The 25081-nt window shown below is 58.5% G+C and carries 23 protein-coding genes; 2 read left to right on the top strand and 21 right to left on the bottom strand.

What is annotated here, in order from left to right:
• Positions 1 to 171: 171 nt before the first annotated feature.
• The 18 genes from NY406_RS05500 to trmH form a co-directional block, all read right to left on the bottom strand.
• Positions 172 to 318, bottom strand: a complete 147-nt coding sequence (locus tag NY406_RS05500; protein WP_260533082.1) for a hypothetical protein — start codon at positions 316 to 318, stop codon at positions 172 to 174.
• Entirely contained in the window at positions 315 to 2915 is a 2601-nt protein-coding gene (locus tag NY406_RS05495) for a hypothetical protein (protein ID WP_260533080.1), read from the bottom strand. The genes NY406_RS05500 and NY406_RS05495 overlap by 4 nt, the downstream gene beginning before the upstream one ends.
• Positions 2916 to 2957: 42 nt before the next feature.
• Complete coding sequence (locus NY406_RS05490) at positions 2958 to 6296, bottom strand: hypothetical protein (RefSeq protein ID WP_260533078.1); 3339 nt, start codon at positions 6294 to 6296, stop codon at positions 2958 to 2960.
• Positions 6297 to 6332: 36 nt separating this feature from the next.
• On the bottom strand, positions 6333 to 10037 hold the full coding sequence (locus NY406_RS05485) for a baseplate J/gp47 family protein (protein WP_260533076.1): 3705 nt from the start codon (positions 10035 to 10037) through the stop codon (positions 6333 to 6335).
• 27 nt (positions 10038 to 10064) lie between these two features.
• Positions 10065 to 10505 (bottom strand): GPW/gp25 family protein, encoded by a 441-nt coding sequence (locus NY406_RS05480; RefSeq protein WP_260533074.1) that lies wholly within the window; start codon positions 10503 to 10505, stop codon positions 10065 to 10067.
• 121 nt (positions 10506 to 10626) lie between these two features.
• Positions 10627 to 10896: a PAAR domain-containing protein gene (locus NY406_RS05475; protein ID WP_260533072.1), complete on the bottom strand. Its 270-nt coding sequence runs from the start codon at positions 10894 to 10896 to the stop codon at positions 10627 to 10629.
• Positions 10897 to 10910: 14 nt separating this feature from the next.
• Complete coding sequence (gene vgrG, locus NY406_RS05470) at positions 10911 to 11963, bottom strand: type VI secretion system tip protein VgrG (RefSeq protein ID WP_260533070.1); 1053 nt, start codon at positions 11961 to 11963, stop codon at positions 10911 to 10913.
• Between the two features lie 3 nt (positions 11964 to 11966).
• On the bottom strand, positions 11967 to 12677 hold the full coding sequence (locus NY406_RS05465) for a phage late control D family protein (RefSeq protein WP_260533068.1): 711 nt from the start codon (positions 12675 to 12677) through the stop codon (positions 11967 to 11969).
• Positions 12674 to 13384, bottom strand: a complete 711-nt coding sequence (locus NY406_RS05460; protein ID WP_260533066.1) for a CIS tube protein — start codon at positions 13382 to 13384, stop codon at positions 12674 to 12676. The genes NY406_RS05465 and NY406_RS05460 overlap by 4 nt, the downstream gene beginning before the upstream one ends.
• Positions 13384 to 13575, bottom strand: coding sequence for a DUF5908 family protein (locus NY406_RS05455; protein ID WP_260533064.1), 192 nt, complete (start codon positions 13573 to 13575; stop codon positions 13384 to 13386). The genes NY406_RS05460 and NY406_RS05455 overlap by 1 nt, the downstream gene beginning before the upstream one ends.
• 4 nt (positions 13576 to 13579) lie before the next feature.
• Positions 13580 to 14023, bottom strand: a complete 444-nt coding sequence (locus NY406_RS05450) for a phage tail protein (RefSeq protein ID WP_260533062.1) — start codon at positions 14021 to 14023, stop codon at positions 13580 to 13582.
• Between the two features lie 13 nt (positions 14024 to 14036).
• Positions 14037 to 14474, bottom strand: a complete 438-nt coding sequence (locus tag NY406_RS05445; protein WP_260533061.1) for a phage tail protein — start codon at positions 14472 to 14474, stop codon at positions 14037 to 14039.
• A gap of 56 nt (positions 14475 to 14530) precedes the next feature.
• Complete coding sequence (locus NY406_RS05440) at positions 14531 to 16600, bottom strand: phage tail sheath family protein (protein ID WP_260533060.1); 2070 nt, start codon at positions 16598 to 16600, stop codon at positions 14531 to 14533.
• 29 nt (positions 16601 to 16629) lie between these two features.
• Positions 16630 to 17310: a hypothetical protein gene (locus NY406_RS05435; protein ID WP_260533059.1), complete on the bottom strand. Its 681-nt coding sequence runs from the start codon at positions 17308 to 17310 to the stop codon at positions 16630 to 16632.
• A 48-nt stretch (positions 17311 to 17358) separates the two neighbouring features.
• Positions 17359 to 17643 carry a hypothetical protein gene (locus tag NY406_RS05430; RefSeq protein ID WP_260533058.1) on the bottom strand — a complete coding sequence of 95 codons (285 nt, stop codon included), beginning with the start codon at positions 17641 to 17643 and terminating at the stop codon, positions 17359 to 17361.
• A gap of 6 nt (positions 17644 to 17649) precedes the next feature.
• The gene (locus tag NY406_RS05425) at positions 17650 to 18108 is read right to left on the bottom strand and encodes a DUF4255 domain-containing protein (RefSeq protein WP_260633751.1); all 459 of its coding nucleotides are present in this window, start codon (positions 18106 to 18108) and stop codon (positions 17650 to 17652) included.
• Complete coding sequence (locus NY406_RS05420) at positions 18042 to 18266, bottom strand: hypothetical protein (RefSeq protein ID WP_260633711.1); 225 nt, start codon at positions 18264 to 18266, stop codon at positions 18042 to 18044. The genes NY406_RS05425 and NY406_RS05420 overlap by 67 nt, the downstream gene beginning before the upstream one ends.
• A gap of 250 nt (positions 18267 to 18516) precedes the next feature.
• Positions 18517 to 19167, bottom strand: coding sequence for a tRNA (guanosine(18)-2'-O)-methyltransferase TrmH (gene trmH / locus NY406_RS05415; RefSeq protein WP_260633710.1), 651 nt, complete (start codon positions 19165 to 19167; stop codon positions 18517 to 18519).
• A gap of 266 nt (positions 19168 to 19433) precedes the next feature.
• Between trmH and NY406_RS05410 the strand changes: the two genes are divergently transcribed.
• Together NY406_RS05410 and NY406_RS05405 are read left to right on the top strand one after the other, a co-directional pair.
• Positions 19434 to 20507 carry a metallophosphoesterase gene (locus tag NY406_RS05410; protein ID WP_260633709.1) on the top strand — a complete coding sequence of 358 codons (1074 nt, stop codon included), beginning with the start codon at positions 19434 to 19436 and terminating at the stop codon, positions 20505 to 20507.
• 140 nt (positions 20508 to 20647) lie between these two features.
• Entirely contained in the window at positions 20648 to 21709 is a 1062-nt protein-coding gene (locus NY406_RS05405) for a metallophosphoesterase (RefSeq protein ID WP_260633708.1), read from the top strand.
• Positions 21710 to 21777: 68 nt separating this feature from the next.
• Here NY406_RS05405 and NY406_RS05400 read toward each other — a convergent pair whose 3' ends face one another.
• From NY406_RS05400 to NY406_RS05390, 3 genes are read right to left on the bottom strand one after another with little or no spacing between them, the layout of a single operon-like run.
• Positions 21778 to 22524: a ParA family protein gene (locus NY406_RS05400; RefSeq protein WP_260633707.1), complete on the bottom strand. Its 747-nt coding sequence runs from the start codon at positions 22522 to 22524 to the stop codon at positions 21778 to 21780.
• A gap of 2 nt (positions 22525 to 22526) precedes the next feature.
• Positions 22527 to 24095, bottom strand: coding sequence for a CHAD domain-containing protein (locus tag NY406_RS05395; protein ID WP_260633706.1), 1569 nt, complete (start codon positions 24093 to 24095; stop codon positions 22527 to 22529).
• Positions 24096 to 24115: 20 nt separating this feature from the next.
• Complete coding sequence (locus NY406_RS05390) at positions 24116 to 24937, bottom strand: hypothetical protein (RefSeq protein ID WP_260633705.1); 822 nt, start codon at positions 24935 to 24937, stop codon at positions 24116 to 24118.
• Positions 24938 to 25081 lie beyond the last annotated feature (144 nt).

Genomic DNA, 25081 nt, shown 5'->3' with positions numbered 1-25081 from the left:
CCACGCAGAGCACTGTGAGGCGACGAAAAGGGAAATGCTGCGGAAGTAGCGAACCTACAATAACCACCGGTGAAGTAGTGAAAATCTGAGTCGTGAAAGCGGCATCCGAGTCAAATCGGCAGTGGATCATGAAAGAACGTCGGTGGTTCTCCTTTTTATATCCGCTATTCGTCATAGCGCCACTCCTTTCTGCGCATCTTTCTTTCCCCTGAACATCGTGATGGTGTAGCCGCTGGTGACCTTTATCATCTCCGGCGTGATGGTTTCCGCGCTGTCGATCATGAGGTCGATGCTGCTGTAGCCGCTTCTGCCGGTCACCTTTTTGTTGAGCGAGCGGAATGCGTCGAGTTTTTTTTCGATCCCTCGAAGCTTGCGACATTCTCCGCTTCGATTCTCGACAGCCAGCTTCCGTTGGCCCAACTGCCGACAAGGACGATGCCTGCGTCCGGATCGATCTGCCGGATTGCCGAAGCGATCGAGCCGAGCAGGCCGGAGATCGGCAGGCTGCTTGCTTTGGCGTAGTGTCGCGCACGCACGAGCGTCAGCTTTTGCCAGTCGATCACCTCCTTGGCTGTCGGGCGCTGAACAGGGGTGAGCGTCGAGGGCTGGCCGAAGCGCTGGCGCAGCCATCGATAGACGTTTTCATCGTAGTTCCCGGCGATGATCCGGCAGGAGCTCTTTTCGCCCGATCCGCCGATCTGCTCCCAATTGTCGTTCTGGAGTCGGTACATGCCGCTCTCGGTGTAGGCGTAGCGAATCCGGTTGCCCTGCACCCCTTCGAGTTCGATGCGGAAGCGCTGCCCCCGGACGGCGCGGATCAGCACGTTGCCGCTTCCCGCAGTGTTATCGAAGACCAAACCAAGCGGAAACTCTTCGTTGATCTTCTTCAGGATGGCGGCGTGGCCGTACAGTTTCAGCTCGGCGAGCGGTGCGGCGACATCGATGAAGTTTCTGTTTCCAATGAAATTACGGCCCTGAATTTCGTATCTGCGGATTCTCACGACGTAGTTCGAGGCCAGGCGGTTCGCCTCCGCCTCATGAGCTGCGGGCGCTTTGGCGGTAGCTTTTTGGCGATACTTCCGCAGCGTGATGTTGTTGAGGTGGCGGAGGCTGTCGATCCAGTCATATTCGCACTCGCCGACAGAAATCTCGGTGGGCTTCACCGTTCCGGCGATGCGATAGGGGAGCGAGAAGTCGGCGACAATCGCTTTTGAACCGATTTTGGAGAGCACCGCGTTGTACGGGCTGCTGGCAGTTGATCCGCTGTTGTTGCAGACCATCACGAAGGTGCCGCCCGGCATGACGCCGCAGTTATGCCCGATGCCGGGGTGTTTTTTGAGGAACTCCGGCAGGTAGCTCTGTAGCTCGTCATCGTCGAGACCAGCTGGCGGCGTCTCCGTTTTCAGCACCAGCACGTCGACGGGCAGGCGGTCGCTGGCGATTTTTTTCTGCAATGCGTCGAGCGCCTTGTCCCAGTCGAGGCCGATATGGCCTTCGATCCTGAAAAAGCCGCGCCGGTCGAGCGACCATTCAATCGAGTCGTCGCCGTCGATCCGGCAGCCGCAGTTTTGGTCGCTTCTGCCAGCCGAGGTTTTCGCGAAGTCCCAGGTTTCGAGCAGCCTGGCTGTCGGCTTGTAGTAGCAGGGGATCGACCGTTGCGAGAGCGGGGCGTTCGCCGCGCGGCTGGGCGTGACGCGGATGTTTTCATCGGCGCTTTTCGAGCTGTCCTGCGCGGGCAGATCGAAGCTGGCGACCATTGCCTGGAGCCGGTTGTAGAGTGACTGCACTTCCGCCCGTTTCGTTTTGAGTTTACCGAGTGTCGGTGAGGGCCGGAAGTAGTGGCGATAGGCGAGGATACCGGCTTCGGCGGAGGGCGCGTCGCCGGATTCCGGTTCCAGCTCGCCGAGTTCGAGGTGGCGAGGGAAGAGCTGCGACGGAGGATTGCAGAGCGCGGTCAGCTCGAACGCTTTTGTGCGGAACTCGTCGTAAGCGTCGATGAGATCGTTCAGAAAGTCGTAGTGGTACTGGAACGCGGCGGCTTTTTTGCTCCCCGGATTCAGGAAGCCTGACTCGAGAGTGCTCAGCGCCGTCGAAAAGTCGTCTACCGGATTGTCGAGCAGCGGCGCGTAGGCGGTTTTCGCCGCGTCGAGGGCAGCAGCGATTCGTTTGTACAGGGATTTGTCCGCGCCATCGATCGGATTGATCAGGATTTTTTTGTAGGCCGCGATGATCGATTCAGCGTCAGTCAGCGTGGTGGCCGGAACGTCGAAGCGTGGCATCCGTATATCCGGCAAATCGAGGCGGGCGGCGAGGTTCGGGAAAAAGTCCCCCTCGGAATCCTTCTCAATATCTTGGGCCACCTTCTTGTGCAAGGCGTCAAGGTAGGCGGTGGGCACGAGCAGCTTGCGCACGCTGACCGTCACCTTTTTGCCTTTGTCGTCGCACGATCCGGGGGTGCAGGTTTTCAGACTGGTTTCGAGCAGCTCCACGTAGAGCACGACCACCATCTCTGCGGCCTCATCGGCGTCGATTGCGCTGCCCTCCTCATAGTGCTCATGGCCGCTGTCGAGCAGTTCGAGCAGCTCTCCGGCTCCGTCCACATCGTCGAGGAGCAGCGGTTTGTAGTCATCCTTGACCTCCAGCGCGCGGCATCGGTCGGCCCTGAAGCCTTTGTCGCCGATGATGACCGGGTAGCCCTCCGAGGTGACGCCGTAGCCTTTGGAGATCGAGATCGTCGCGTTTCCGCCGCTTTTGGTCACGGAGACCTCCATGCCGCAGACGATGCCGATACCGTGCAGCGTGGCCCGCGTCAGGCGGTCCTGTTCGTCGAGCCGGGCGGCAAGGGTGTTGAGGTGGTCGGCGCTCAGCACCTGGTTGGCTTCGAAGAACGGATAGATGTTGTTCTCGGGAATCATGACAAGCTGTTGTTTAAGCGATTGATATCCTTGTTGCACCGGTCAGCCGCCGAGCATCGAGCTGTCGAGCCGCACCGGGTTGACTTCGTTGCCGTCAACGCAGTCGTGCAGCGTCGCGGGCGGGTAGATGCTGGTCAGTTTGGCGTGCATCGTGACGGCCTCCTGCAAGAGAAGGCTGTCATGGACGCGTGGGGCGTACAGTTCGACGAATAGCGCTTTCAGTTCGTCCCGCTCCGTGTCGGAGAGAGATGAGCTGTTGAAGGGCGCATAGGCGAGCGCGTCGTCGAAAAGCTCCGCGACCACGCTTTCCGGGTCAGCGACGGAGTCTCCCGCTTCGGCCCGTTCGCGCATCTCCTGCGCAAAGAGTTCGGCGAACTGTTCGACCGCCTGACGGGCGGTTTCCTCCGGATCGAGCCATGAACCGATCATGCCGGTCATCGCCTCCTGCACGCGCGAAACGAATCCGGCGGGGCACCCCTCGCTCTGCTTCGCCTTTGGCAGCGCGGCGAGCCAGGCGTTCCAGGCCGCCTCGAAGCGGTCGTAGATGTACCAGCGGTCATCCTCGACGACTCCCGCGAAGTGCTCCGACATCATGTCGTAGATGGTGGGGCCGATAACGTCGTAGTTGCTGACGCCGCTGTAGATCTCCGACAGCGGATCGAGTTCGGCGACGAAGAGTTCGCGGAGCGTCGTGTCGAGATCACCGTCGTTGATTGTCCGGTAAACTCCGGTTTGCATCCATGCGCTGAACGATTCGAGGGCGGCGTTGTGCAGTTTGTCCGCGCCGCTCTGGGCGTTGCTCACCGAGGGGCGGGCGTTTCCGGCGTTCCGGCCCTCTTCGCGCAGGTACTCGGCCAGCGGCACGGTCAGCAGTTCGCGGTAAGTCGAGTCGTAATCCTGATTGCCCACCCAGCAGATTTTGCCGAGGATGTGGGCGGGCAGCTCCTGCCGGATGGTGTTTTCGATGAATCTGCGCAGTTCGATGTTTTTGTCGAACGGCGTGTGCCAGCCGGGCATCACCACGGTGAGCTGGAACGAGTATGGGTCAGCCTCGCCGCACGCGCCGCAAAGCAGTTTGCCAAGGCACACCTCCATCAGGGCGTCGCCGGGGAAGCGCGGTCTGAAGAGCAGATGTTCCACGACAATAATCTTTTGCGCCGTTTCGGGCGCGAGACCGGCCAGCAGCGAAATACGTTTTTTCAGGACCGCCTCGTCGTCTGGCGTCAGCGTCGTGGCCGCCGTGTTCAGCCCTTTGGCGCGGTTCCGGCTCAGCTCCGGAAGGGCGGAGAGGAAAGCGAGTTTGTCGGCAATCAGCGTCTCTGCCGGTTTTTTCCTGCCGTCGTAGTCAGTGATCTGCAAGGCGTAGTCGCTGAAGCGTTCACCGAAACGGGCCAGCAGGTGGTCGAGGAAGCGACCGCGCCGCTCCTGCATGGTCGTGGCGCTTTCGGCCATTTCGTGCAGCGCCGCTTCGTCGAGTTCCGCATTCAGAATGTCCGTGACCCCGCGAATGAGATCGTCATTGTTCAGGCTCTGGACGAACATCGTCTGCTGCACCGCCGGGTCGAGCGAAAAGAGGTGGCGCGCGCCCGCCAGTTGCGAGAAGGCGTTGGCGAGCAGCTGCTCGAACACCATCAGGTACCCCTTGAGCTGCCTCACCTGCGCGTGCCGCTCCGCCGTGGCTGGTTCGCGTACGCCATCAGGGCCGACGCCATAGCACTCCGGCAGCGTGTACTGCACGGGGGCGTAACGCTCCGGATTGCGGTAGCGCCCCTTTGGCACAGGCAGGTCGAGCAAGCCAGAGTTTTGCGTTTTGAGCCGCTCCGCCTGGCCCCGGAGTTGCGCGAGCGTGTCGCTCACCTCCGCGAAGTCGGCGACGAACGGCAGGTCGTTTTTGAAAAAGAGGAAGGCCGAGTTATCGACGGAGAGCAGCGGCAGGCAGTTTTCGCTGATTTCGAGTTTCCATTCGGCGCTGATTCTCTTTTTGTCAATGCCCCGCCCGATGTCGGCTACGCCGCCGACCGGATTGCCGGTGCTGTCGTACCGGGTCAGGCGGAGACTTCTGACCGCCATGACTCCTTCGATCTCCACGATTTCGTTGATGATGTCGGAGGTGCGGAGCGTTTTGCGGAGCCGCGCCTTTTCGAGTTCCTCCTGTTTGAGGAAGCCGTGCGTCAGCACCGGGCCTTCAAAAATATCCTCGACCGCCATGCCCTCTTTCAGCAGCTCGTCGAGCGAGTGGAACGCGAGCGGTGGATTGAAGTAGTTTTCGATGGCCAGCAGCATTGCGGCGAACACCTGTTCGATGTCGGCTTCCGGTTCGAGGAGGATGTCCGCGCAGATCGCCACCTCTTCGGTTCTCACCGGCTCGATGCAGCAGAACTCCTCGCACAGGTTCCGGTGCGCCCGGAGCAGCGCGGCAGCCTCGCCGGTGATGCGCTGCACGGCGGCTGATTTCCGCAGGAACGGCTCGGCCACTATTTTCGCCAGCTCGGCGCTGTCGAAATCCGAAAAACTCCAGGTGTCGCCGTAACCCTTCAAATCCGAAGTGGAGCCGTACAGTTTGACCGGCACAGCCTGAATCACGAGCGGCGAGAGCGCTGCGTCTCCGGCATCGACATCGAATGAAATTTCGATGTCGGCCAGATACCTGTGCTTCTGCTGGCCATCGGCGATGTTTGTCAGCTCGACGCCGGTCACGGCGTGCAGCAGCTTGCCGCTGCTATCGACGTACTTTGATACCTCGCCAAGCTCGATGGTTGACCACAAGGGCATACGGAACTCCGCTGTGACCTCCAGCGCCTCTTCGTCGGCATTCAGAATCGCGAAGGCGTGGCGGATCTTTCGGTCGTTCAGATCGCCAAGTTCCGGGTCGTTTTCGAATTGCAGGAACACATCGCGGATGCCGCGCGGCGAGACGGCGTTCGCTTCGAAAGTCTGTGCGCCTGAAGGCATGAAGCTCAGCCGGTCATGCTTGCAGTCGGCGTACCAGGCGCTTTCGCACGCCCTCTGCCGGGTGGCGATCCACGCCTTGCTGATTCCCTTGTGATCGATGAGCAGGCGGCGGAAATCGTCCGCCGTGAGCGGATTGACCGTCAGGATTTCACGCGCCGTGAAAAAGGATTGGATGGCGTTATCCGTGCCTTCGCCCGGCGGATTTTGCAACAGGTCGACGATGTCCCAGCCGATCCGGTAGCCGAGGTCGGTGATGGCGTAACAGAGCGCTTCGAGCATGGTGACGCCCGGATCGTGACTGTTGTAGTCCGTCCACCACCGGCTGCTCATCTGTTCGATGAGTTCGATGCCCTTGCGGCGCAGGGCGGTGAAGTCCTGATCCGGTTCTCGCTGCGGCTCTTTCTGTATGGTTCCGGTCGTTACAGCCATGTCGGAAATTCTTTTTTCGTCACGGTTTATCGTTGGTTATCCGTCGAGTTCTCCGGAGATCGGCGTGATCGCGTGTCCGGAAGCCTCCACCGATACGAGGATCGAGAGCGGCAGGGTGGTGGCAGCTTCGTCAAGGTCGCCGCTCGTCTTTCCGTTGCCGTCGGTATGGTACATTTTGAAATCAGTGACGTAGTCCACGTAGGCTCGCTCCTCGACGAAATCGATCAGCGAGGATTTGTGGATTTTGCCGCCGAACGCGATGTCCATTCCCTCCTCGAAGGCCCAGGGCGAGAGAAACTTCATGAGTTCCTGCTGCAACTGCCCGATGTAAAAGGCTTCATCGACACCCTGCCGGAAGCGGACGCTGAACTCGGTGCTGATGGTCTCGAACACCGGATTTTCGACGTGCAGGCTCACCAGCTCCGAGGCGTGCTTTTCGAGATATGTCCGGATCAGGTCGAGCTCGCCGAGGCTGGTGTAGGGCCGCAGCGGATCGATGGCGTTGTTGTTCAGCAAGTTTGGCACCGCCACGATGGTGACATGTCCAGGCGCGAGTTCGCGATAGATACCGACGCCGGTTTCGCCTGGTTCGTAGCGGGTGTGGTTCAGGCACTTGACCTTGTAAATCTGCGGGAAGGCTTCGAGCACCAGCCGTTCGTAATCCCACATCGTGATGGCGCGGTTCCGGTGGCGCAGCCGTTCGCTGACTCTCGTGCGGAACGCGGTTTCATCCTCGGCCTTCCGTCCGCCGAAGCTGGCGTAGGGCTGCGTGATCTTTTTGACCGACGCATCGGGCGTGACCGCTTTTTTGATGCTCTCCGCCGCGAGCTGACCGGCGGAGTCGTTGCCGGTGAGGCGCGTCGCTCTGGCTGCCTGCGTCTCGACGCCGATGATTTTGCAGACCGCCTCCGGCTTCTCCTTCACCACCGCCCGTAGCCAGTGCAGATTTCCGCCACCCAGAAGCGAGTTGCCGCTGGTGGCCGACGAGGGCACGGCGAAGCGGATGATGCCGGAGCGGGTGAGCTGCGCCATGTCGTCCGACAGCTCGGAGGTCTCGAAATCGACCCATTTGTTCGAGCGAAGCCAGCTCCACGCGACATGCTTTTCCGGCTTCGAGACCGTCGGCGAGGCGCTCCCCTCGGCAAGCTGGAAGAGCACCGAGAGGTTCCGGCCTGGCGTGAAGCCGTCGATGCCGATGTAGAGTTCACCCTCGTTGTCGAACGGGTAGAGCAGCGTCGATTTTTTGCCCGGCGTCACTGCCTTGCAGCCGAACGGCGTGAGCTGGTACAGGCCCGCATCCGAGAGCTGCGCGGAGGCGGTGTAGCTCAGCGTCAGCGATTCGATCACCGGCGTGTAGGGCTCGACCGGCATACATTTTGAGAACTGTTCGACAAACTGGCTCGTGAAGTTCTTCGGATTTTTCGGTTCTTTCCGTCCATTTTTCCACTCGTACAGATCATGGCGCACCTTTTTCCAGAGGCTCATGCAGTCATCGACCAGCTCCTTGTCCTTTGCCGCGACGCGCATCATGTACCGGCTCAGGGTGAGCGGGTAGAGCTTGTGGCCGAAATCGCCGTTGAGCGTCAGCTTCATGAAGCCGCTGCGGCTGTCGAGCGTGTAGCGCGTCTCGTCGAAGTGCGTCCCGGTCAACGCCAGCGCGGGCAGGGTGGCTTTCGATTCCGGGAAGGCCACCTCGGCATATTTCCAGCTGAAAAGTTTCTGGTTTTCGAGGTCGTTTTTCTTCGGCCACGAACCCTGTTTGAGGAAGGCGAAATCGGCCTTTGGATAAAATTCGTTGACCCAGTCGAAGTCGATGTCGCCTCTCCAGAACGGGAGTCCTTTCCAGACGATGCGCAACTGGAACCGGGCGTCCTTTTTCTGGAACAGTTCGTCCGAACCGATGATCAGCCAGTCGTCGCTTTCGGGCGTCGCGCCGAAGGGCTGGAAAGGCTTGTCGGTCTTGAGGTCGCCGAACTTGTTCGAGACAGCGAGGCTCTTCAGTCCGTTGCCGTCAGGCTTGCCAGCGCTGTCGAAGCCGATGCTTACTTCGAGTTGTGACTTGGCGATGTCGATCCGCAGCTCCTGAAGCGTCGAAAGCGGCAGGCTTTGGGCCGACTCCTGCTTGAGCACAGCCTTGAGCATCGGCAGCGATGCCGGAAGCGCGTTGCCCGGTGAAGCCTCGCTCATCGGCTCGACCGCTGGCTGCTCCCCGCCGAAGGTGAGCGGGATTCTGACCTTTTTCGATAGTGAGGTGGATGCCGAAACGTTGGTCGTGTCGAGCGTGGCCTGAACCCATTTCTTGCTGGTCGAGAGGTAAAAATCGAAGCTGTTGCAGAACGCGCTTTGTAAAACCTTGCCTCTGTTGAACTCAAGGGTGAGCGTGATTTCGCGGTTTCCCTCCCGGAGCAGCAGGCAGTTCGAGGCAATGGCGAAGCCGACTTCGGCGAGACTGGTTACGCCGGTGTCGTTCAGGAACGGATGCCACTGGCCGTCGGTCGCGATGATTTCGCCACCGATGCCGTCGCCGGAATTGACCTCCGGCCAGGCGTAGAGGCGTTTTTGCGTGTCGTTGATCGAGTGGCGCACTGCCTGCAACGCTTCGATGGTGGCGCGGTTGGCGACAAGCTTCTCGTCGAGCGCGTACTGCACGGTCTGGCCAGTTTCGTTCTTGCCCTTGAAGAGGGTTCCGGCTTCGAGCCGAGCGCTCTCCCTGTTCTTGGCCAGCTCGAAGAGCAGATGAACCTTGTCGGGTTCGGAGGCGTTCGGCGCGAGTTTCAGCACCTCTTTGTAGTAAAAATCGAGATGGCGTCCGGTCAGCGTGTTCAGGTGACTGCGCGACAGCTCCATCAACTGCACGAAGGCGAGATAGAGCGCGTAGTGCGGCTGGTGGTCGTCGCGCCCGGTGAGGAGCTCTGGCAAAGCGGTCTTGGCGTCGGCGACGATGCGGGCGTAGGCTTTCAGGAAGAGGTCGAGCTGCGAGATGAAAAGGTTGTGCCTCGCCAGGCGGCTCCAGGCGTCGAGGCCGGTCAGCGTAGCGTAGAGCGATTCGTTCGGCTCGATGGAGTCGAAATACGCCGTCCACTCCGTCGCTCCGCCGGTGATCCACTCCTTCGAGAGGCCCGCCGAGCAGATCGCCTCGAACGGCTCGGGAGACGCCTCGAAAATTACGAGTTCTCCGTCCGGCGTCGTTTTTGCGACGATCTTGCCGTCCGCATCAGTCTCGTTTTCGATGTGACCGAGCTTGACGCCCGCCTTGAACGCGGCGATGAGCTTGCCGAAGGCCGGAGCGAGGCGGCTTGCGATCAGGTTCCGCAGGGTCGCCTTGAGCGCGACGGCGGGATCGAGGTCGTCCTTGAGGCGGTCGAGCTGTCGCGCGAGCGTGCCGATGTCGCTGAAGAGCCAGCCGAGCGCTTTTTTCTGTTCCGCGTCCGAAGCAAAGTCGCCATCGTTCTTCAGAATGTCGAGCAGCTCTTTGATGCGCTTGCGGTACAGCTCAACCGTTTCAATCGATGCGCAGGCGACCCTGACGGCGATGTCGTCGCTGAAAAAGCGCGTCCAGTTGTCGATCTCGGCGTTGTTCAGGTCGTAATAGCGCACCGAGGCCGAGTAGTTCCGGGCAAAAGCGATGAGTACCTCGGGCGTTCGCCCATCGATGGGCGCGCTAGCGGGATCGAGCGCGGCGGGGAAGCGCTGCTTCTGGCTCGTGCCGTCCCGCCTGAGCCGGTTCGGATCCGTTTGCATCGTGCACTTGTTGCCGTCGGCCATGCTTTAGTTCTCCCCCAAAGGATTGACGGTTATTGCCATGTCGATGTCGGTGCCCTCCTGGATGTAGAACGGATAAACCATGTTGAAACGCGAATTGGTGGTCTTGACCGTGTAGTCGATGCTGATGAGCAGAATGCCTTCGTTCTCATCGTTTTTTTCGATCGAGACCTTTTCGAGCCGGATGCGTGGTTCGTGGTAGAGAATGGCCGATTCGATCTTGTCCGCGACGAGGGTTTTGATCCGAGTATCAAGGCTTTCGTAGATCAGTTCGTCGAGGTTGCAGCCGTACCACGGCATCATGACCCGCTCGCCCTGCGCCGTGCCGAGCAGCACCGCGAGGCTCGACGCGATATCCGCCTCGTCTTCGAGCATCCGCGCGCCCGGCAGGTTCCGGTCGAACACCGGCGGAAAGGCCCAGCCACGTCCAAGAAACGGGTATTGCATGATTAAGAAAGAGTTATAGGTCGAATAGGTCGTATAGGACTTCTATGACCTATTCGACCTATTGGCGATTTTCCGGGCTGGGTAGGCGCGAGGCCTGCCCCTACATTTTCATTATTCAATTCTACCCTCCGATCATTACGGTTACTGCGCCGGGAGACATGACTGTGCCTCCTCCGGCGGTCGGGTCGCCTATGCGGGCGGCGGGCATTCCACCGATCATCACGCTGGTCGATCCCATCACGATGGAGTCCGCGCCGCACGTATCGCCCAGCCGTGCTGCTGGCATTCCGCCGATAAGCACTGTTGGCGCTCCGGGCGGGATGATTGGCACCGGAGCGCCCTGGGTTGCTGTGCTGACGATCATGTCGCCGACTCTTGCCGCGAATGCCATTTCGTTTTCAGTTTTCAGTTTATCTGTACCATGCCGCCGCTGATCTTCGCCGTGGCGCTGCCTTTGACCTCTGTACTGGCTCCGGAGAGTTCTGCCGTCGCAGAGCCTTCGGCCTTGAAGCCGCTCTGTGCGGCCAGCTCGATGTTCACCCCCTCGGCCTTGAGGTCGCCGGTCGCCTTGAGCACAATGTTGCTTGCGCTTTCGATGGTGACGCCCTTGTCGTCGAGGGTGATCTTGTTGCCGTTCATGTCCTCGACGATGATACCGTTGTCTTCATCCGACAGCGAGAGCTTGTTGCCGCCGGGCGTTTCGAGATGGATGATCTTCTTTTCGTCGTCGAAGGTGAGCATCATCTTTTCCCGACTCACGTAACCCTTGCGGTGGTTGTCGTCCGAGGCCGCTTCAGGCGCGGGTTTCGCGCCGCTATGGCACATGCCGAGCACCACCGGGTGGCGCGGGTCGTCGGCGATGAAGCCAACCACCACCTCGTCGCCGATCTCAGGGCGGAAAAAGGTGCCGCGTCCGTCGCCCGCGTCGAGCGTGGCGAGCCGCGCCCAGACCCCCTCGTCCGAATCGCTGATGAGCGGCAGACGCACCTTGATGCGCTCCATGCTCTCCGGGTCGCCCTTCAGCACTGTGACCACGCCCATCTGCAAGCCGCCGACGCCGGGCAGAAGGCCCGATGCGGGCAACGGGCGCAGATTGTAGCGCTCAGGGAAAATCTCCGGATCGAGGCCGAACTGCACGTCAGTCTCCCAGTTGCCGCCGCTCACTGACTGCCGCACGCCGGAGACGTAGAGCTTGCCCTCGAAGCGCGCACCGATGCCTGTCACCTCGATCACCTGCCCGGGCAGAATTGAGGCCATTCCCTGGAATCGCACCCGTCCGCGCACCTTTGAGAGCCGTTCCTTCATCAGGCGGGCGTCGGCCCAAGCCTGCAACTCGGGCTGGCTCAGGTTGCCGCTGTGGCGTAGCACCGAAGCGTCGCCACCAAGCACTCCGGCGAGATCGTCCGCCGAAAGGTTCCCGTTACCGGTCGTCGAGGGTTCGCTCGCCTCCGACTCCACCAGCTACTGATCCGCCGGGTTCCACGACGAGGCGGTGATGCCGGTTTCCTGCACGCGGGCGTCGAGTTCCGCGTCGAGCTCCAGCACGGTTGCTCCGAAGCGCACCGTCACGGCCGGATTGGCGGCGGTGTCGGGCGGAGCAACCGTCACCGTGTCGTCCTCCACCGCCACCACCATGCCGTTTGCTTCGGCGCGGCAGACCAGAAAGTCCCAGTCCGTCGATTCGTACTGCACCACCGAACCCGGCTCCGGCGTGGTCGCCGTTACATCACTTGTCAGGCCGTACTCGTTGATGATCTCCTCCATGACGTCACTGTCTTTCATGTCGGCGAAGTAGCGGCTTTTGAGTCCCCTCGTCATTCTGACCGCGTTGCCCCGGCACTCGATGGCGAGAAAACTGCCGTTCTTGCGGATTCTGATGCTCTGCTTGACGATGAGTCCGCTGAAAACCTTGTCGTTCGTCGAGCGGTAGCCGAGCTGGATTTCGATCTTCTTGCCCGGTATGAACAGCTCTTCGTCGCTTGCCGCGAACGTTCCGGTCGAAGCCTGCCCGTCGAGCAGATGCAGCTCGGCGGTGGGAATCCGGTTCAGTTCGTGCGATACCGAGAGCGCCACGAGCTGGAACCTGCCGGGAATTTCCGCGCCATCGATCAGCACCGCGAAGGTGCAGACATCCGGAGTCGCCGGGGTCGGTATGGTGTTCTCGGGACTCACGATGACTTTGCGGTTTTGTCGATGGGTGGAAACCTGATCTCCGCGCCCGGCGTCAGCGAGCGGAAGTCGTCGAGCCCGTTGGCTGCGGCTACGTCGAGGTAGTATTTCGAGTCGCCGTAAATTCTGAAGCACATCAGCGGCAGGGTGTCACCGGCCCTGACCTTGCGGATGTGTGTCAAATCGGCGGACTGCCTGTCCTCCGTTGCGGCGCGTTTTTCCTCCTCGATGCTGCTTTTGAAGGTTACCTTGGCCGTGGCTCGCAGGGGTGTGCCGTCGGGCTTGAAGAGCTTGAAGGTGATTTCGAGCGAGGTCACCCGCCCCTTGAAGATCGAGTTCTCGCCCCAGACCAGCTTGAAGTGACGCGGCTCGTGCGAGTCGCCCTTGTAGTCGGTCAGCACCTTGCGGAACTTCTCGATGTCCTCAGTGATCGAGTCCCGGCTCTTGCCGTCGATGATGCCAGTGTTGTCGAAGAGGAACTCGAAGCTCATTTCGCCCGGCTCTGAGTACTCGTACTTCAACTGTTGGCCGCTCGTACCCTGGCCCTGGCCCGATTTGGAGAACTTCAGCTTGTAGCTCTGGGTGTAGCTCTCCGGGTTGATGAGCGCCTCGACGTAGTCGTCCGCCTCTTTTTTGCCGCCGCTTTCGGCCTGTTGCGAATCGGCAAAGGCCAGAATCAGCATCTTTTCGAGTTTTCCGCTCTCAGCCATCAGCGTTCACGTTTGTTTTGCATGATCCGGAGCACCTGTTCGACGCACTCGGCCACGATCGCGTCACGATCCGCGCCCGTATTTTCGCTGCCGCCGCGCTCAGCGCTGTTCCGGCTGGCCCCCGTGCCCTCGCCCTGCGGCGCTTCGTTGACCGTCACCTTGATATGCAGTTCCCTGATCTCGACCGGCATATTTCTACCCCTTCTGGACGGTGAAGTAACGGTAACTCAGCTCCATCGTTTCGACGACGACGCTGTTTTCGTTCGCATTGAAATCGCTGACGAGCCACTTTTTCGGAATGGCGTGCACCACGTTCCAGGTTTGCAGCGGCTCGCCTTTTTCGTTCAAGAGGTTGACCGACAAGTCCGTGGGGTTGAACGTGCGGTTCTGAAAGGCGTCGGTCAGCCATTCGATGACCGACGAATCGGTCAACAGACCGCGCTTGAGCACCAGATCGGCATATTTCGTCCTTACCGGCAGCTTGTGCTCGAAGCGGTTCTCGCCGCCCTCCTTGAAGGTTTCGAAGTCGTACTCGACCGACAGGCCCGAGACCGACTGGAACCTCGCATCGTTCTTGTCCTGGCTGATGCCGAAGACAACCCGGAAATAGAACCCCCACGGCGGATAGTAGTCAACCATCGTTCTGCCTCGTTCAGACCTTCATCAGTTTCAGCCCTTCGTGCGCCAGCTCGATGCTCTCGATGGCCACCTCGTTGGCGTCGGATTTCAGATCGGGCGCGGTGATCTTGACCGGGAAGCAGCGCGCCGCTGTCCACGCGGCCACCGGCGAATGCTTCTCGTTGAGCAGCCGGATGGTGACGTCGCGGCGGTTGTCGACGCGCTCGTTGGCCACATCCTCAAGCCAGGTGTTGAAGTCGAAATCGTTCTCGAACTTGCCGCGCTTGAGCGTGATGTTGCTGTTCTTGACCATGCCCGGCATGGCGATCTTGCTGAAGTCCTTGCTGTCGCTGTGCCGGTACTCGATCTTTTCGCGCTCCATTACCAGCCCGGTGACTTCGGTGAAGCTGAGTTTCGCGCCGCCCCAGTCAACCTGGAAGTGAAACCTTGGTATCGGATATTCCTGTGCCATGATGGTCTGATAATTTATGGATTGATAAAACTGCTATCTGATTCTCTGTTCAACGATTACGACTCGGCCATCTTGTGCGAGAAGCGCAGGATGATGAACTCGGCGGGCCTGACGGCGGCCATGCCGATTTCGATAATCATGCGTCCTTCGAGGATGTCCAGCGCGGTCATGGTTTTGCCGAGGCCGACGGCGACGTAAAACGCATGTTCCGGTTTGATGCCCTGCAAGGCGCCCTGTCGCCACAGAACCGTCAGAAAGTTCTCGATCATCGCCTGGATGCGTACCCAGGTGTTGGCGTCGTTGGGTTCGAAGACAAACTGTTCGGTAGCCTTTTTGACCGATTCCTCGACGAAGTTGAAGAAGCGCCGAACGTTGACGTAGCGCCACTCGTTGTCGTTGCCTGCCAAGGTGCGAGCGCCCCACACCAGGACGCCTTTGCCGGTGAAGCTGCGGATGATGTTGATCGACTTGCCGGCATTCGCGTCCACGTTGTAGTCCGCCTGCTGCTCCTGCGAAATTTTGGCGACCGGGCTGACCACCGAGTTCAGGCTGATGTTCGCCGGGGCTTTCCAGACACCGCGATCCGAGTCAACAGCCGCGTACACACCGGCAATTGCGCCCGACGGCGGAAGCTGGTTGAGCGATTCGATGGCCTTGCTGACGAGGCTCTTGTAGGTTCCGAAACCGCTGATCAGGGCGTCGTTGAACCTCTTTTCATACTCCGCCGCCGAACTCTGCGCGAAGCGGAAGAGCGCGATGATCGAGCTGGCGGCCTGTACGGCAGCGTTCTTGGCGATGTCGGCAGCCTCTTTGTCCGTTGTCGCGGCAGCGTATTTCGCGGTGACTGCGGGATCGGCACAAGAGGTAAACGGGCTGGAGCTGTAGTCGAGCAGGGCGATTGCTTTGCCGAGATCGGTTGACGGGGTAGAGGGGCCGTCCGAAAACAGTTTGATTTTTACATTCTCCGGGTCGGGTGTACCATCGTCGGGTTCCACGGGCATTCCCGTTGTGGCCAGGTAATTGTAGTGCGCGGCCAGCACGTCGAAGACCGAGCTTTTCAGCTTGGAGCTGCCGAGGTACTGTGTGATGTCTTTTTTGAGAATAAAATCCTTGGTCTCTGGAACCGAAGGATCGGGCGAACCGGTGACGACCTTCGGAAGCGAGGCGATCATGTCGCTGACGCCAGCCACGATTTCGGCAAGCAGGTCGTAGATGGCCTGCAAGGGAGCTTCTAGAGCCGCAAGCGTGGTCGCCGACGAAGTGTTATAGGCGTCTGAAAGTGCTTTCAGCTGATCAGCCCAGGTTTTGCCCGCTCCAGCAGCGGCGGTTTCGGCAGCATCGAGCGCATCGACGGCTTTCTGCGCTTCGGTGACATCAGAGAGTATCTGAAGGATCGAGGAATCGCTGGTCAGGCTTGTTGCCGGAACGTTCGCGCCTGCGGCGTTGTCGCGCTTGAGCGTGAGGTCACGGAAGTAGAAGTAACGGGGGAGACTCGTGTTGATCCAGGGGCCGTAAGCTGCACCGTACTTGAGGTTGTTGATGCCGATGTTGTCGCGGAGTTTCTGGACGTCCGCGCTGAAATCATCCGATTTGACCGTGTCGCAGACCGTCACCCTGTCCTGAAGCTTGTTGCACTGCGCGAGCGCGGCGACCTGCACGTCGTGCAGTCCGTTGCCGGACAGGTTCACGGCGTCCGGGAAAAGCAGGATGGTCGGCTCGTCTTCGTTCTCAATCGCCTCGAGGCCGTCGAGGAAGACCTGTTTGTCGAGGCTGTCGCTGTAGCTGCCGATCGAGACGATGTAGCAGTTGCCCCCGCCGTTGGCGTAGAACATTCTCAGGCTGTCATACAGCAGGCGTCCGCTGCCGGACTGTCCACAGCCCGCGTAGTTGTTGTTCGCGTCGAGATAGACCTCGATCTCCTGAGAAGGCCCCTCGCCGAACAGCTCCACGTATTCGGCGATGGATTCGATTCTGGTCGGCTTGTTGGTCAGCGACTCACCGTTTTTGAGCGCCTTTTCGGTGTAGCCGATAAAGGCCGGAATCGCCGTCGCCACAGGTGCAATCGAAGGTGGAAACTTCGGGATCTCTTCGATATAGACGCCGGGGGTCTTGTACATTGTTGCCATGATGTATCCCGTTTTAGGTTGAGGTTGGGTCAGATAAATATTTCCGAAACAATTTTTGATATGGTGGTTCCGGTCAGCTCGGTCTTGACCATTTCTACGGAGTGTTTCGGCCTGGTTGAACCGGACGCATTGCCGTAATACGTCATGGGCAACGGTTCTGTCGAGAGGCTTTCGGTGCCGTCACGACCGATCCACTTCCACCAGGTGTGGCGGTTTTTGAAGCGCACCTCAAAGACAGGGCATTCCGCTAGTGGCTTGCCATTGTTGTCGATGAAACTGAATTCATCGTCATCACTGCGTTTTGCCGTGAGGCTGACGAGTGCGAAAAGGTTGGTGGGCAGATCATCGTCGAGCAGGATGCCTCTCGATGGCGCATCTGTTATGCCCTCTGGCGGCGTGATCCCCGGTACGTCGTTCTGGTTGGCGAAAACCGGCATCGAGCTGACGTCGCTGTCAAGCGTCTGGGAGGTCGGATCGCCGCCGGTCTGGTCAGCCGTGAGCTGGCAGAGCGCACCGCTTTTCTCGAAAAGCGCTTCGGCCTTGTCCCCGGTGTCGAGCGACTCGATCTCTCGCGACAGGAAGAGACGCTTGCTTTCGCCGCTGCCCCTCGAAGCTCCGGTAAGGTTGCTGAACACCGGCACGTTCTCCTTGAACCGGTAGCGGGCGCTTTTGTCGCCAGTGTAGCATTCGCGGATCGCCTGCGGCTGCAAGGTGAGCGCCGTGTAGTTGAAGAATTCCGGGTCAATGACGGCAAGACTCTACTCCAGCACGGTGTCTGAAGGCAGAACCGCGTCGTCGGGCGCGGCCACGATGAAGCCGGTTTTCGTCTTTCGCCAGATAACCTGGTAGGTTTTCATTGTTCTTTCGGTCGCTGCCGTCGGCTTGATCTCCAGAAATGCTTTCACGTCATAATTTAACAGATAACGTTCCTGCTGCTCGTCAGAGAGGCGGTCGAACAGCGTTGTGCCGTTGTCCAGCCAGTAGTGGTGGACGATGCGCACCTCGAAGAGTTTGCGGTATGCTTTTTCAGTTTGTTCAGCCATGATGCGTCAGAGTTTATGGCTGATTTCAGTGACGATCTCCGTGACGAGGCGGCCCTCCTTCGGGCGTCCACGGAACTTGAGGTCGAGCATTCGCATCCAGTAGATGACGAAGGGGTACTGCTTTCCGCCGAGTGTTCCCCAGAGGTGGTTGACCTCTTCCATCGAAGGGGAGTGGAGATCGAAAATCAGCTTGAATGATTCAAGGCAATCGAGGTCGTTGGTTGGCGCATTGCCGGCGATCGAGGCGGGTTTGACGTTGTCCTGGGTGAAGACGTTCCGGAACTGGAAAAATCGCAATACTCTGGAGAGCATCAAAAGGCCGTTAGAGTAGTTCGCATGAGGCGCGATGACGAGAATCTGGAAATTCAGGAAAACCGGCGGATTTTCATACAGTGCTTTCAGGTTGGTTTCATCGCGCCGGTAATTCGGCTGGTTCTTGAGCGTTTTTTCCTCTCTGACATTGATAACGGAAAAATCACCGAATCCCTTGAAATGCCGTTGTTCGAGGTATCGAAACCGTCGGATGGATTGCCGAGTCGCGCAATTTCCGTACTCATCTCATACGCATCCTTCAGATGAGCATTCAGTTCGTTGACCACGATTGTCAGGGCATGAGAAATCATCGGTCATCGTTTGTTTGGCGGTTTGATGCGTGCCTGTGCTGCACCTTTTTTCTTTGGCTGCCAGGAAAAAAGTTTCAAGCCGGCTGTTCTTTCTATGGTCAGTTTGGAGTTTGTTTTCAGCGCTGAACTCCGCAAAATCGCGAGGAAAAGAAAAAACGGTTATTGCCGACGCTTTATCTGACAGAGACACCAGATGACGTGCACTCGACAAATGGTAATATTTTAGCGAAATACCACGGGGCCATTAGCCTCACTCCGTGAATGCACCGTTTTCGTCGAGTTTCGGGTATGGTTTGCCCTGCTCGCGTAGCACGGCGGCAAAGCGCGGGTAGGTGTACTCGAAGAGCAGTTGCTCGAAGTCGGCATCGCTGAAGTGGCGTGTGTCGTACAATCCAGCGGCCTGCCGCTGGCGCTGTGCTTCGAAAAGAATGAGCGCGGCGGCGACCGAGACGTTCAGCGACTCGACCATACCCATCATCGGGATGTAGATGAAGTTGTCGGCGAGGTCGAGTGCCTCCTGCGATGGTCCTTTCAGCTCTTCGCCCATCACGATGGCCGTCGGGCGGGTGTAGTCGATCGACCGGAAATCCACCGCCTCCGGGCAATAGTTGGCTACGAGAATCTGCATTCCCGACTGCCGAAGCTGCTCGCCGACCGGTACAATCGATTCGTTGAGGCGCACCTTGAGCCAGCGACTTGCACCCGCTGCCGTGTGCTGCTTGGTCTTGATCGAGGAGCGGTAGGAGATAGCGTGCACCTGGTGGATGCCGACCGCGTCGCAGCTCCGGATGATGGCGGCCAGGTTGTGCGGCTTGTTGACGTTGTCCATGACCAGCGTCAGGTCGGTTTGCCGCTTTTCGAGCAGCTCGCGGATTTTCCGGAATCGTTCAGGTGATACCAATGCGATGCGGTTTGTTTGATGAAGCCTTGCTTGAGGTATTCTGAAAAGAAAGTCATTTTTCGTTAAATCTTCAATCAGGCATCCATGAATGGCAGATACTTTGCAAAACGAGGTAAATGCAATTCTTAAAAGTATATTCGGTTTTTGAAGAAGAGGTTGTGGCTCGTGAAAAGCTGGTCGAGAACCTTTGAGTGGCGTGCTCTGTTGTATCGGTAGACGGTACTCATCCGTCTGAAAAATGTGTCTGTAACCATGAGTTTTCATCAGTGAGCCTGCATCAGAAGAAACATCCCCATCTTGAAAAACTGCTTGAAACGGCGAGGCCCGTAAGGCTTGACAGTTCGTCCAAAGTGCTGATTCTGAGCGATCTGCACATGGGTAACGGCGGGCGGCGTGACGAGTTCCGGCGAAATTCGGAGCTTGTTCGTTCGATGCTTCAGGACTATTACCTGCCGGGTGAGTACAGCCTTGTGCTGAACGGCGATATCGAGGAGCTCTTCAAGTTCTCGCTCGAAGATATAACCAGGGTATGGGGCCATATCTACGATCTGTTTCTGCAATTCGAGAAGAACGGGTTTTTCTGGAAGACCTACGGCAACCACGACTCCGATCTTTTCGAGGAGCGGAATTACCCGCTTTCGAAGCATCTGCTCGAATCGATCAGGTTCCAGTACGAGGAGGAGGTGATGCTGCTCTTTCACGGCCATCAGGCCTCGATTCTGCTCTGGGAGACCTACCCGCTCGTCAGCCGCGCGGTTGTTCTGTTCCTGCGATACGTGGCCAAGCCCATCGGCATTCGCAACTTCTCGACAGCCTACAACAGTCGCCGCAGGTTCGCCATCGAAAAATCGATCTACGAATTCTCGAACCAGGCCAAAATCGTCTCGATTATCGGTCACACCCATCGTCCGCTGTTTGAGTCGCTCTCGAAGGTCGATCATCTCAACTACAAGATCGAGGAGCTTTGCCGCCAGTACCCCTCGGCCCGGCCGGAGGAGCGCCTTGCCATCCAGGAGCGGATCGGCGAGCTAAAGGCGATGCTCGATGCCTGTTTCACCGAAGGCAAGAAGATCGGTCTGCGTAGCGGACGTTACAACAACATCGCCATTCCGAGTGTCTTCAACTCGGGTTGCGCCATCGGCAAGCGGGGCGTCACTGCTCTCGAAATCGACGGCGACCGGATCCGGCTGGTTTACTGGTTCAAGGAGAAGCAGGGGCGGCGCTTTGTCAGCGACCGGAACAGCGAGCCGGAACAGCTCGGTGATACCGGTTTTTACCGCATCGTGCTGAACGAGGATCACCTGGATTATGTGTTTTCGCGAATCCGCCTGCTGGCCTGAGAAAAGAGCCGTCGGATCGGACTGAGCTGGCGAAAAGAGTTTGCCGAAAGTTTGCGGGAATTTTGCAAAGTGCTGATTTGAAAAAGCTTACCTTTTACCTTTGCTGAAGCAAACCGGTTTTTTTATCCACCTGGCGGTACATGACGCGCTATTCCAATCTCGAAAGGCTTCTGCATACCTCGGAAACGATCGGGATTGACCGTGCCTCGCGGGTCGTGATTTTCAGCGACCTGCATCTTGGTGATGGCGGCCGCAACGATGAATTTCGGCATAACGGCCCGCTCTTCGAAACAGTGCTGCGCCAGCGGTACCTTGAGGATGGATTCAGCCTTGTCCTGAACGGCGACGTCGAGGAGCTGTTCAAATTTGATCTCAATGCCATCGCCGCTGCCTGGGACGGGCTGTATGATCTGTGGTTGACATTCGGGCGGAACGGCTTCTTCCGGAAGTTGTACGGCAACCACGATCACGCTCTGCTCGATCATCATAACTACAAGCTCGCCTCTGCCCTGAGCGAATCGCTGGCCTTGAGCTACGAAGGCCAGACGCTCCTGTTCTTTCACGGCCATCAGGCGTCGCCGTTCCTGAACGAACCAGGCTCGGTTTTCAGCCGTTCGCTCTTTTACCTTCTGCGCTACCTCGCCCGTCCGTTCGGTTTTCGCAACTACTCGGTCTCCTACAGCAGCCGGAAACGCTACGCCATCGAGCGTTCGGTTTACGACTTCTCGAACCGCTTCAAGCTCATCTCGATCATCGGTCACACGCATCGCCCCCTTTTTGAATCGATGTCCAAGCTCGACTACCTGAATTACCGCCTCGAAGAGCTGTGCCGCAGCTATGCTCCGGCGGATGCTGCGCGTCAACAGGCAATCGAGATCGAAATTGCTGAGGTCAGGTTTGAGCTTGAATCGTGCTACCGGAACGGCATCCACAAAAGCCTGCGCAGCGGGCGCTACGACACCATCGCCATTCCGAGTATCTTCAATTCAGGCTGCTGTATCGGCAAGCGAGGTATCACTGCCATCGAGATCGAGGATGGTATGATCCGCCTCGTTTACTGGAGCAGGGACGGTTTGCGAGGCCGCTCGACTGGTGAACGCCTCAATCCGCCGCGGGAGTTCGGCAACAGCGGTATCTATCGTGTTGTGCTGAACGAGGATCACCTCGATTACGTATTTTCGAGAATCCGGCTGCTGGCGTGAATGTTGACTTGGACTTCTATGTCGGATAGGATGAAGAGAATTGAAGACGATACACTCTTCATTATCAATTATCCATTTTCAATTCGCTCGCGCACCTCTTCCCACAGCTTGCTGTAAGCTTGCCCGGCATTGCTTTTGGGGTGGGTGGCGTTGAGGGGGGCGCGGGTGAGGCCCATTTTTTCAACGTCGGAGCTGTATGGAATGGTTTGCCTGAGCATCGAAGGGTGGCTCTGGTACTCCTCGACGATTTCCCGGTGCATCGTTTTTCTTTTCTCCTCCATCGAGAAGAATCCGACGATCTTTGAGCTGTCAAGGCCATTTTCGGTGAAAAATTCCACGAGCTGGTTGAAAGTACGGATCGAAAGCGTCGTCGGAATTACTGGCACCAAAATCAGGTCGGAGGCGCGGAAGACGCTCTCTGAGAGGAGCGTTAGGTTCGGCGGGCAATCGAAAAAGAGGTACCGGTATTCGTCGGCAACTCCTTCGAGATTTTTCGACAGCAGCTTTTTGGGTTTTTTCGACTCCGATAGCTCGATGTCGAGGTTCCGGTAGGAAAGATCGGAGGGGAGCAGGTCGAGGTTCTCGAAGTCCGTCGCTTTAATGTTCTTCAGGATTTTGTCGTTGCCCTTCAGGAATTTTTCGCTGTTGTACTTGCGCGGGGCCGTGATGCGGAAATAGAACGAGCTGGCCCCCTGAGGGTCAAGGTCACAGATCAGTGCTGGGGTTGAGGGCGATGCGGCAAGAAACGAAAGGTTGACGGCGGCGGCTGTTTTGCCAACGCCGCCCTTGATGCTGTACAGGGCAATGGTTTTCATGTTCAGGCAAGTCCGGTCAACAGTTCATCGAACAGTTCCCCGGTTTCGCTGCTATCGAATCCGGAGAAGATTTCGTGGAAATGTTCCCTGACTTTTTCCCTTTCACGGTAGAGCGTCGTGAGCAAACCGCCGATCGCTGCCGCCTCGCTGATGCCGCCCCTGTCCGCCGGAATGGCTTCGAGGCGGCTCTGCAGGAACTCCATCTGCACCGAGAGGTCAACGAAGGTGCCGAGGTTGTCCTGCAACGCCTTCATCTGCCGGAGCACCTGCGTGGTGGCTTTCGGAGGGAAGAGTGAGGCGAAAAATTCAAGCAGGTACCGGAGCTTTTTGCAGTCGATGCGCAGTTCGTGAAGTTCGGCGTCGCTGGTTTCGCTGCCGGTACGCCGTCCGTGCACGAGAACCTTTTTCAGCGCTTTCCTGATCGTTTTTGCTGCCACATCGCCCGTTGGCTCTGCGGCGAGTGGCGCGGTTTCCGGATCGGGAAGTTCTCCCTCCGCGATGAACTCTTTCAGCGAGGTCATAAAGCCGGAATATTCCCTGTCTGTAAGGTAGCGACAGAATTGCCTGTGATGCAAACGTTTATCTGCTTCGAGATCGCTGAAAAAGGGATCGAGCGCCGCTCTCAACGATGGCGGCAGGAGGCTGGTATACTCTTCGCGCCGGAGCAGATAGACGTCGCTGTCTCGCAGGTCGTTGGTGCGTTTGCCAAGCTCGCGCAGCCCGGCGAGTGCCCAAGCGGTTTTTTCGGGATCGAACACGCCGTTGAGCAGGCGAAGAATCGAGCGGCTTCGGCGGATGGCGACGCGAAAGTCGTGCAGGAACTCGGAGTCGATGTCCTTGCGGATTCCCTCTTCATTCACCTCCATGATCGAGGTTGTGAACTGCAGGAGCCGCAGGACGTTTTCGTGGATTGGCGCGCTGGCGTCAAGTTGCAGGTGAAGCTTCGAGGAGTAGCCCCTGCCGAACGGTTCGGCGGCCTCCATGATGGTCATGAAGCGCTCCTTGAAGCCGACGATCCGGTAGGCATCAACCGGCTCCGGCAGTGCCATCAGCATTGGCGACAGCTCCTTGTGGTAGCCCTTGAGCGGCGTGATCGAAAAGTGTTGCGGAAAGACTGTTTCGCTGGTCTTGTCCACCGGATAGAACGACTCGTAATCGAGCGTCGCGACGGTTTTGTCGTCCCGGTTCAGAATCCGCCATGACGAGATGAAGCGGTCAACGGCGCAGCGCTTGATGAAGGCACGGAGCGTGCTGCACTGCAAGAGACGTTTACGGGCCTTGCCCTCCGGAAGGTCGGAGGCGAAGAAGGCCGGCGGGGTCTGGGCGAGGGGCGTCTCAGCTTCCACCGCGCCGCTCTCAAGATCGATGATAAAGAGCGTTCCTTTTCTGCGCATCACCGCCAGACCGTTGCGGAACGCCTCCTCCTCGAAGGTATCGTAGAATACGAGCCGCTCCCGTCGCGAGGAACTCTTGCCAAGGCCCCACCCTTCAGGCAGGTTCTGCCCGACCGACTGAACCAGCGGCACATCGCCGTTGATTCGGAAAAAAAGGGACCCTTGGGTGTCGCTCATAGGCTCACGGTTTTGACCGGTTATGAAGACAATGCTTCGAGTTGACTGCCGCCGACCTCGTGGCAGCAGCAGCGTACTGTCCCGCCCTGGACGAGCCTGATGCAGCTCCGGTCCGACTCTGGCCCTGTTGCATCACAGGCGAGTACCGGATTGCCGGAACAGTCAAGTTTGCCCTCGACCCGTTTCGGGAAGCGCTTGAGGCTCATGAGGCGGTTACCGGAGCAGTTGAAGTTGCCCGAGACCTCTACCGGCCCGTGCGCGAGATTTTCCAGCAGGTTGTTTGCACAGGAAAAGTCGCCGTTGACGAACTCCGGAGCGCCGTCAAGCGAAACGAGCAGGTTCGAGGAGCAGTCGAAACCGGCATGGACTTCGTCAGGCGCACCCTGGAGTGAGCGCAGGCGGTTGCCGGAGCAGTTGAACGCGCCGGTTTCGATCGGGCCGCCATAGAGCGAAACAAGCTGGTTACCGGAACAGTCGAAGAGCCCCTTTACTTTTTTCGGTGCACCGAGGAGCGAAATCAGGCGGTTACCGGAGCAGAGGAAATCTCCCTTCACCTTCGATGGCCCGCCCTTCAGGCACGAGAGCTGGTTAAACGAACAGTTGAAATCGCCGTTGATTTTTTCCGGCCCTCCTTCGAGCGAGACGATTTCGTTGCCGGAGCAGTCGAAGCTACCGGTGAGCCGGGGCGCGCCATCGAGGGAGGTTAACCGATTACCGGAGCAGTTGAACGAGCCTTCGACGATTTCGGGGCACCCTTCAAGCGAAGTCAGTCCCATGTTTGAGCAGTCGATATCGCCCGTACCATCGAGCGTGCCCATAATATCTCTGAATGTGCGCATCATTGCGAAACGTTGATGATTCGATGCCGGTCATGGCCCTTTCGGGATGGCATCGGATTGAACAGATTTTTCAGTATGTACGGTAGAAAAGTTAGCTGATCGATGCCGGATATATTGTTCATTTGCAAAGTATTAACGGAATCGTCA

The organism is Chlorobaculum sp. MV4-Y (assembly GCF_025244685.1).
Classification (GTDB): domain Bacteria; phylum Bacteroidota; class Chlorobiia; order Chlorobiales; family Chlorobiaceae; genus Chlorobaculum.
The sequence above is the reverse complement of the archived record's forward strand: the minus strand, read 5'-3'. Positions and strand labels throughout refer to the sequence as shown.